Source organism: Anaerosporobacter sp. (assembly GCF_031551385.1).
Taxonomy (GTDB): Bacteria; Bacillota; Clostridia; order Lachnospirales; family Lachnospiraceae; genus Anaerosporobacter.
On the sequence record NZ_JAVBNS010000046.1, the window covers coordinates 1 to 7,194 of the forward strand.

Annotated in this window: 5 protein-coding genes; all 5 read left to right on the top strand. The window is 36.1% G+C overall.

What is annotated here, in order from left to right:
• Positions 1 to 166: 166 nt before the first annotated feature.
• Positions 167 to 1,315, top strand: a complete 1,149-nt coding sequence (gene fucO, locus RMR19_RS05545; RefSeq protein WP_310602508.1) for a lactaldehyde reductase — start codon at positions 167 to 169, stop codon at positions 1,313 to 1,315.
• A gap of 214 nt (positions 1,316 to 1,529) precedes the next feature.
• Positions 1,530 to 2,000 (top strand): pyridoxamine 5'-phosphate oxidase family protein, encoded by a 471-nt coding sequence (locus tag RMR19_RS05550; RefSeq protein WP_310602509.1) that lies wholly within the window; start codon positions 1,530 to 1,532, stop codon positions 1,998 to 2,000.
• A gap of 84 nt (positions 2,001 to 2,084) precedes the next feature.
• Positions 2,085 to 3,251: a flagellin lysine-N-methylase gene (gene fliB, locus RMR19_RS05555; protein WP_310602510.1), complete on the top strand. Its 1,167-nt coding sequence runs from the start codon at positions 2,085 to 2,087 to the stop codon at positions 3,249 to 3,251.
• Between the two features lie 143 nt (positions 3,252 to 3,394).
• Positions 3,395 to 4,546, top strand: coding sequence for a competence protein CoiA family protein (locus RMR19_RS05560; RefSeq protein WP_310602511.1), 1,152 nt, complete (start codon positions 3,395 to 3,397; stop codon positions 4,544 to 4,546).
• A 190-nt stretch (positions 4,547 to 4,736) separates the two neighbouring features.
• Positions 4,737 to 7,194, top strand: a 2,458-nt coding sequence (locus RMR19_RS05565) for a DUF6603 domain-containing protein (protein WP_310602512.1), incomplete at its 3' end; no start/stop codon positions are given.

The window sequence follows — 7,194 nt, forward strand, 5'->3', positions numbered from 1 at the left end:
ACCAGAGGAATTCCGCGACCTTGCAAAAGATTTTAGGGTAATATTACCAGAAAAGTTCTTGTATGAGAAGTAAAAGTTTGTTAAAATAGATGTATAACAAACCAATGCAACGAAAAGGATAGCATCCTAAAATGTTGTAAATAAATTAATGAAGGAGAAGAGAATTATGGCGAACAGATTTATATTAAATGAAACATCTTATCATGGAGCTGGTGCAATTCAAGAAATCGCATCTGAGGTAAAAGGCAGAGGTTTTAACAAGGCGTTAGTTTGTTCTGACCCAGATTTAATTAAGTTTGGGGTAACAAAGAATGTTACCGATGTTTTAGATGGAGCAGGGCTTGCTTATGAGATGTATTCAAATATTAAGGCAAATCCAACAATTGAAAATGTACAACTTGGCGTAGAAGCATTTAAAAAAGCAGAAGCGGATTATATTATTGCAATTGGTGGCGGTTCTTCGATTGATACGGCAAAAGGTATCGGTATTGTAATTGCAAATCCTGAGTTTGCTGACATTAGAAGTCTTGAAGGCGTAGCACCAACGAAGAATAAGTCTATACCGATTCTTGCAGTTCCAACGACAGCAGGAACTGCTGCAGAGGTAACAATTAACTATGTTATTACAGATGTTGAGAAAAATCGTAAGATGGTATGTGTAGATCCTAAAGATATTCCTGTGGTAGCATTTGTAGATTCAGAAATGATGGCTTCAATGCCAAAAGGATTGACAGCGGCAACAGGTATGGATGCGTTAACACATGCGATTGAAGGATATATTACAGCAGGTGCTTGGGAATTATCAGACATGTTCCATATCAAAGCTGTTGAGATTATCGCAAGAAGCCTTCGTGGAGCAGTTGATAATACGGCAGATGGAAGAGAAGGAATGGCTCTTGGTCAATACGTTGCTGGTATGGGATTCTCTAACGTAGGATTGGGAATTGTGCATTCTATGGCACATCCACTTGGCGCATTATATGATACTCCTCATGGAGTAGCGAATGCGATTATCCTTCCAACTGTAATGAAATATAATGCAGAAGCGACAGGTGAGAAATATCGTGAAATCGCAAGAGCTATGGGTGTTGAAGGCGTTGATTCCATGTCTCAGGAAGAATACAGAGAAGCAGCAATTGAAGCTGTTAAGAAGTTATCGCAAGATGTTGGAATTCCAGCAGATTTGAAAGAGATTGTGAAGAAAGAGGATATTCCATTCCTTGCACAATCAGCATATGATGATGCTTGCAGACCAGGAAATCCAAAAGAGACAAGCGTTGAAGATATTACGAAATTGTATGAGAGTTTGATGTAGTTTGAAGGACGTAGTCCTGAATAATTATGGTTTAATATAGTTAGGGCAATCAGTAAAAATAAGACCAAAAGAAGAGTGAACATGTAAAAGTTACGATATCATTCTTTTTTGGTCTTTTTTGCGTTTTAAATAAATCTTAATATTTGAAAATTGACAATACAGACAGATAACAATACAATTAGTGGTAGAGAGTAAATGGAAAGGAAGCAAAAATATGAGAAGAAAAGATAGAGAGATAACAGGCAAAGAAGAGATTTTAGATATTATGAAACGATGTGATGTGTGTAATATCGCATTTTTTGATGCAGAATTTCCTTATGTGATTCCGCTTAATTTTGGAGTAGAATATAAAGATGAAACATTTGTTATGTATTTTCATTGTGCTTTGGAAGGGAAAAAACTTGAACTTTTAAAATTAAATAGTAAAGTAGCATTTTCTATGAGCTGTTCACACAATTTGGTTGTTGGAGAACAAGCATGTAACTGTACGATGGAATTTGAAAGTGTATGTGGTAATGGAGAGTTAGAGTTGTTGCCTGATGAGGATAAGATTTCTGCATTTACTTGTCTAATGAATCATTATCAGCCAAAGAAGGAATATACTTTTAATGAGAAGCATCTGAAAGCAGTAGTGCTATTAAAATTAACTGTAAACGAAATATCAGGAAAACGATTAAAGAAATAAAATGATACAAGGATAAAAGCGCCAATCGTTTCATGCTTGCATGAAATGCGTAGCAATCCGTGGTATCACTTGGAGGAATAAATAATGCTATATTCAGTTCCAGATTATTATAACCAGTTTAGCTGTATTGCAGACCAATGCGAGGATACTTGTTGTGCAGGCTGGGAGATTATGATTGATGCAAAAACATTGCAAAAATATAAAGAAGTGGAAGGCGGTTTTGGAAATTGCCTTCAAAATTCAATACAGTTTCGTCGAGGTTCTTTTAAACAATATAATCATCGTTGTGCCTTCTTAAATGAGGATAACTTCTGTGATATCTATACAGAACTAGGCGCATCTATGTTATGCGACACATGTAGAAAGTATCCAAGACATATGGAGGAATATGATGGGGTTCGTGATTTGTCGCTTTCATTGTCATGTCCTGAAGTTGCACGAATCATATTAAGTCATAAGGAACGAGTTCGCTTTTTGACAAAGGAGAAGAAAAAAGAATCGGAACAATTCGAGGATTTTGATTTTCTACTCTATACTAAGATATCAGATGCGAGAAATTGTATTATTGGTACATTGCAAAACAGAAAACTAGATGTGAATGTGCGAGCAGCAATTAGCTTTGCATTAGCACATGACTTACAAAATAGAATAAACAGCCAAGAATACTATACGATGGATAGGCAAATTAATCGTTATAAGACAGAAACGGTTGTAGATTATATGATACATAAGTTGGAATTGTATCAATCCAAAGAAGCAGAGCGGTTTAAGATTATCCGTAAGCAATTTTCATTACTGTTTCGCCTTGAGGTATTAAGAAAAGAATGGTCAGAAAATGCAAAGCTTGCTTTTGAACAATTATATAAGAATGGTTGGAGAGAATATATTAAAAAACGAAGACGTTTTCTGTCTTATATGAGGAAAAACGAAGAGTTAGGTATCTCATATGAGACAATACTAGAGCAATTATATGTGTATTTTACATATACGTATTTTTCTGGCGCAGTATATGATGAGAATGCGTATGGCAAGATGAAACTGGCGGTAATTAGTCCGTTAATAATACAGGAATTGTGTCAGGCAAGATGGCAGGAAAATAGAAGTTTAACATTTGCGGATATTGTTGATATTGCTCATAAGTATTCAAGAGAGATTGAGCATTCGGATATAAATCTGAAGAAGATGGAACGGTTATTTGGTAAAAAGAAAGAATTTTATTTTGAGAAAGTATTGATTTCGTTATTATCATAGGACGATAACGAGGTTATTAGCTAAAATACACTATTTAAGGTGAGTTCGAATTAGCATCATAGTTGAAACAATTAAGGACTACAATCTTTAAGTTGCGGTTTAGATTTGCGTGAAAATACATTTGCTTGAGAGGAGGATTTTGCTTGGTTACACAAGAGAACGCTTTTTATCATAATGAACTATGGTGTGCCTATGAGTTAAAGGATTATTTGGGCAGATATAAAGAAGAGTTACGTCTGCATATGAGAATGGCAAGCCAGAATCATGAGTTGATTTGTCCAGATTGTAAAGAAGCGATTATATTATGTGCAGGAATGATTCGTGAGCCATATTTTAGACACCATGCAGAAACAGATTGTAAGACTCGTTCGAATGGGAACAAGGGAGATTATCCGATAGCAAGAAGATTGTTATACCAATTGGCAAAGCGAAGTTTTCCAGATGCTGAAGTCTATTGTAGCAAGGACGTTGGAAAGTATGTTGCGGATATCTATGTAAACAACAATGATAAGCAGATAGCTATGGAATATCTAAGTTATGATATGAAGTTAAATGAGTGGCTAGAAAAACATGCATTTTATGAAAAAGAGGGAATTACGGATATCTGGTTTCTAAACAGTAAGAAATATCGTTTTGAAGCACCAACAACGTTCGAATATTTAATTGCGACAAAGAAATATATCCTGAATATTCTTGATACAAGCACAGCGGAGATTACATTGAAGAAAATTCTTCGTTTACAGGGGCAGTCGGTTGGTAAGGTTGTTGCTAGGACTTATTTTCTGCCGGAATTGATGATAGATGAAGAGGGATGTTTACAGTGTGACTTTGAGGAATATGTGGAGGCTCTTTTAGATAGAGAGACACAGATAAGAGAAAATCGACTTTCGAAATATCCAGTACCGCTAAGAGTTGCGTTGGAGGATCGTAAGAAAGCTATGGAAGCTGAGCTGTTAGACGAAGATGACAAAGACGAGAAAGGAATGGGGGACAATATTGAAAATAATATGAGTACTATGAGTAGGTTGTCACCCTATGAAGTACATCGTTTTCCTATTACAGATGCCAATCTAACGGCTCTTACAATGAAGATGCCAGCACTTGAAGAGTGTTGGGTGATTCCTAAATTAAGAGGAGAGGGCTGGGAGATTGAGGGAGGAAACAAGGAACGGTTTGACTATCTGCATGATTTGAATAATCGATTGTATGCAGTAGAGGATGAAGACCAAAGGGAGCAGATGATTGACGAAGCGGTTTTTTATCTGGAGGAAATGTTGGAGGCGAAGAGGTGGTAGTATAACTGATCTGAGTTATACTACCATCTTTTCGCTTCTGACTGTTTAATTATATCAAAATTCCCCAAAATCAAGCTTGCAAAATTTCTATTATTTGGTTATAATGTATGAATAATACATTATGTTACTCGTTTTTCATATTCTGCATATGGAGCCTTAACAAGCGGCTTATAGAAATGGAGTGTTGCCTATGGTAATTAACGAAATTTTTCAGTCTGTAAACGCCAGTATCGCAAATGATAAATTAGTGATTTGTGATAAAACATTTGCGTTGCCATCGCCTGGTATAGAGGGTTTTTTATCAAAACGGTTTGGACGGAATGCGTTAGAAATCAGCCACGTGAAGCTAAAGAAATTGAACGAGGAAAGCTTTGAGGTGACTGGTACTACCGATGTGGAAGTAGAATCTACTTTTTTGCTGCTAGTAAAACAATCGGAAAAAGACATTATGTTTACTTTTTCGCTGACGATTCCGAAAAGCATCATTTGTATCTATGAGAAAAACTATAACACAACAGAAACAAAAAAGCAGTACATTTTTTTTATGAATAATCCATTAGAAGACTTAATTTCTATGGGCGGCAATTTGACAGAACCCCTGAGTCTTGCATCCATCCTAGGTATCGCACTCGGCTCTAAGGATAATCCGTCTGCAGATTTTCCTGCGCTTTCACTTCAAAATATACATCTAACATATGGCACGGAGCTATCTTATTCAAAATTGAGGGAATGCATTTATTTTTCGACAGAAACAAACTTTAATATATCGACAAATATTTGTTTACAAAGCCTCGGATTTGAAATAAAAAAGCGCGACAAGCTTTTTGATCTTGCCATGCACGCTACTATAAAATTGGTGGGACAAGTACTACCGATTGTCCTTCGTTATTCTGATTCACGCTTTTTATTTGGGTTGCGGATTCCAAAAGAAGGTTTGATTTTTTCGTCGATAGAAGAAATTGCAAAACTTTCAAATAGTAATGTTTCCGCCTATCTGCCGTCAGCTTTTACGCAGATAGAAGTAACACTATATAAGCTTTCTATTATTTTCCCTACAAACTTATCAAAAATAATATCCTTTGATTTTTCTGCTTCGCTTGGTCTTGACTGGAAGTTTTTTGGATTAGAAAAATTACGCCTGAAAGAAATAGCAGTAATGGTAAGCATCGCAGAAAAAAACAGCTTTGCTATATCAGGGACGCTTCAAATCGGCAGTTTGAGTCTTCGCTTATTGGCGCAAACGGAAGATGTCAATAAGAGCCTTGTTTTCGGTGGTAGTTTTATAAAGGATTCAAAGCTTTATTTGGACGATATTGTAAATTCTCTTGCTGATTTGATTGGCGTTTCAAACATCTCATTCCCTGATTCATTTCCAGAAATATATATAGAAAACTTGTCTTTTTTGTTTGACGTAAAACAGAGTAATATTAAATTTTCTGCAACGCTTGTTATAGAGAAAAAAGAAGATGGTTCGATTATCGATAAGCTTTTTCAGATGAAAGCCAATGTAAACGTCGAAGCAAAAAAATCAGGTAAAAGTTATGAATACACTGGAAAATTTGGTGGTTATCTTACGATAATGGAGCAACATTTTACAGTGGAATATGTGTTTGGCAAAAACAGTGGAGACATAATAACGGCTAAATGGGAGTGTACAGAAAAAGATAATAACCCGTTGTCTTTAAGTGGTCTGGCAGAGTTCTTCGGTGTTTCCAAACTTCCTCAAGAATTGGACGATTTAGGAATAGCATGCAATTTGATTGAACTTCAATATAATATCAGCAAAAATGTCTTGGATTGCACAGTAAAAAGTAATGAATACGGCAGCATCCATTTTATAATAACCACTGATGAAGAGAAGAAAACGCAATTTGGCCTGAATGTAAATATGATAAAAACAATAAGCCTTTCTAAACTGCCTGTAGTGGGTGAAGGTTTAAAACTGCTTGATCAGGTGGCAATAAAAGATATTAACATAAAATTTGGTTCAAAACAGATGTCTGACAAGGGGATAGAAAGTGGGTTGAAGTTAAAAGCAGCGTTGTGCATTGTTGATAAGCAATATGAATTTGCTATTGATATCATCAAGCCCAAAGAGAAGGAGGTACAACAATTCACATTATACGAGGAAGGGGACACAGAAGTAATATCTGCTGATAACGCAAAGGAAGAGATTACTGACATTAGCGGCGTTGCAAAATGGTTCAAGATAGAAAAAAATCTTGGTGTGTTTTCTCTGCATAGGCTTGGTGTAGTTTGGGAAAACGGTCATCTCGGTGTTGCGCTAGATGCTGACCTTGCAGTAAATCCAATAAAGATTGAACTTATTGGACTAGGTCTTGGGTTCAAACTTTCCGATCTGTCTGATTTCTCAAGCATAAATTATTACCTAAGTGGTTTAGGCATAAGCTACAACAGTCCTTCTTTAGAGATTGGCGGAACGTTTGTTGTCTGTAAGGGAAATGCGGAAAATCCTGAGGATAGCTACGACGGTGTAGTTAATATCAAAACGAAGGTTTTATCTATAACGGCAATAGGTTCATATCAAAACGACAGCATATTTGCATTTGCTATATTAAAAGCACAAATTGGTGGGCCGCCAGCGTTTTTTGTAACAGGGTTGGCACTTGGTTTTGGCTATAACAGAA

Excerpts from the sequence above, each read along its gene's own strand:
- fucO (WP_310602508.1), top strand. The coding sequence starts at position 167 with ATGGCGAACAGATTTATATTAAATGAAACATCTTATCATGGAGCTGGT.
- RMR19_RS05550 (WP_310602509.1), top strand. The coding sequence starts at position 1,530 with ATGAGAAGAAAAGATAGAGAGATAACAGGCAAAGAAGAGATTTTAGAT.
- fliB (WP_310602510.1), top strand. The coding sequence starts at position 2,085 with ATGCTATATTCAGTTCCAGATTATTATAACCAGTTTAGCTGTATTGCA.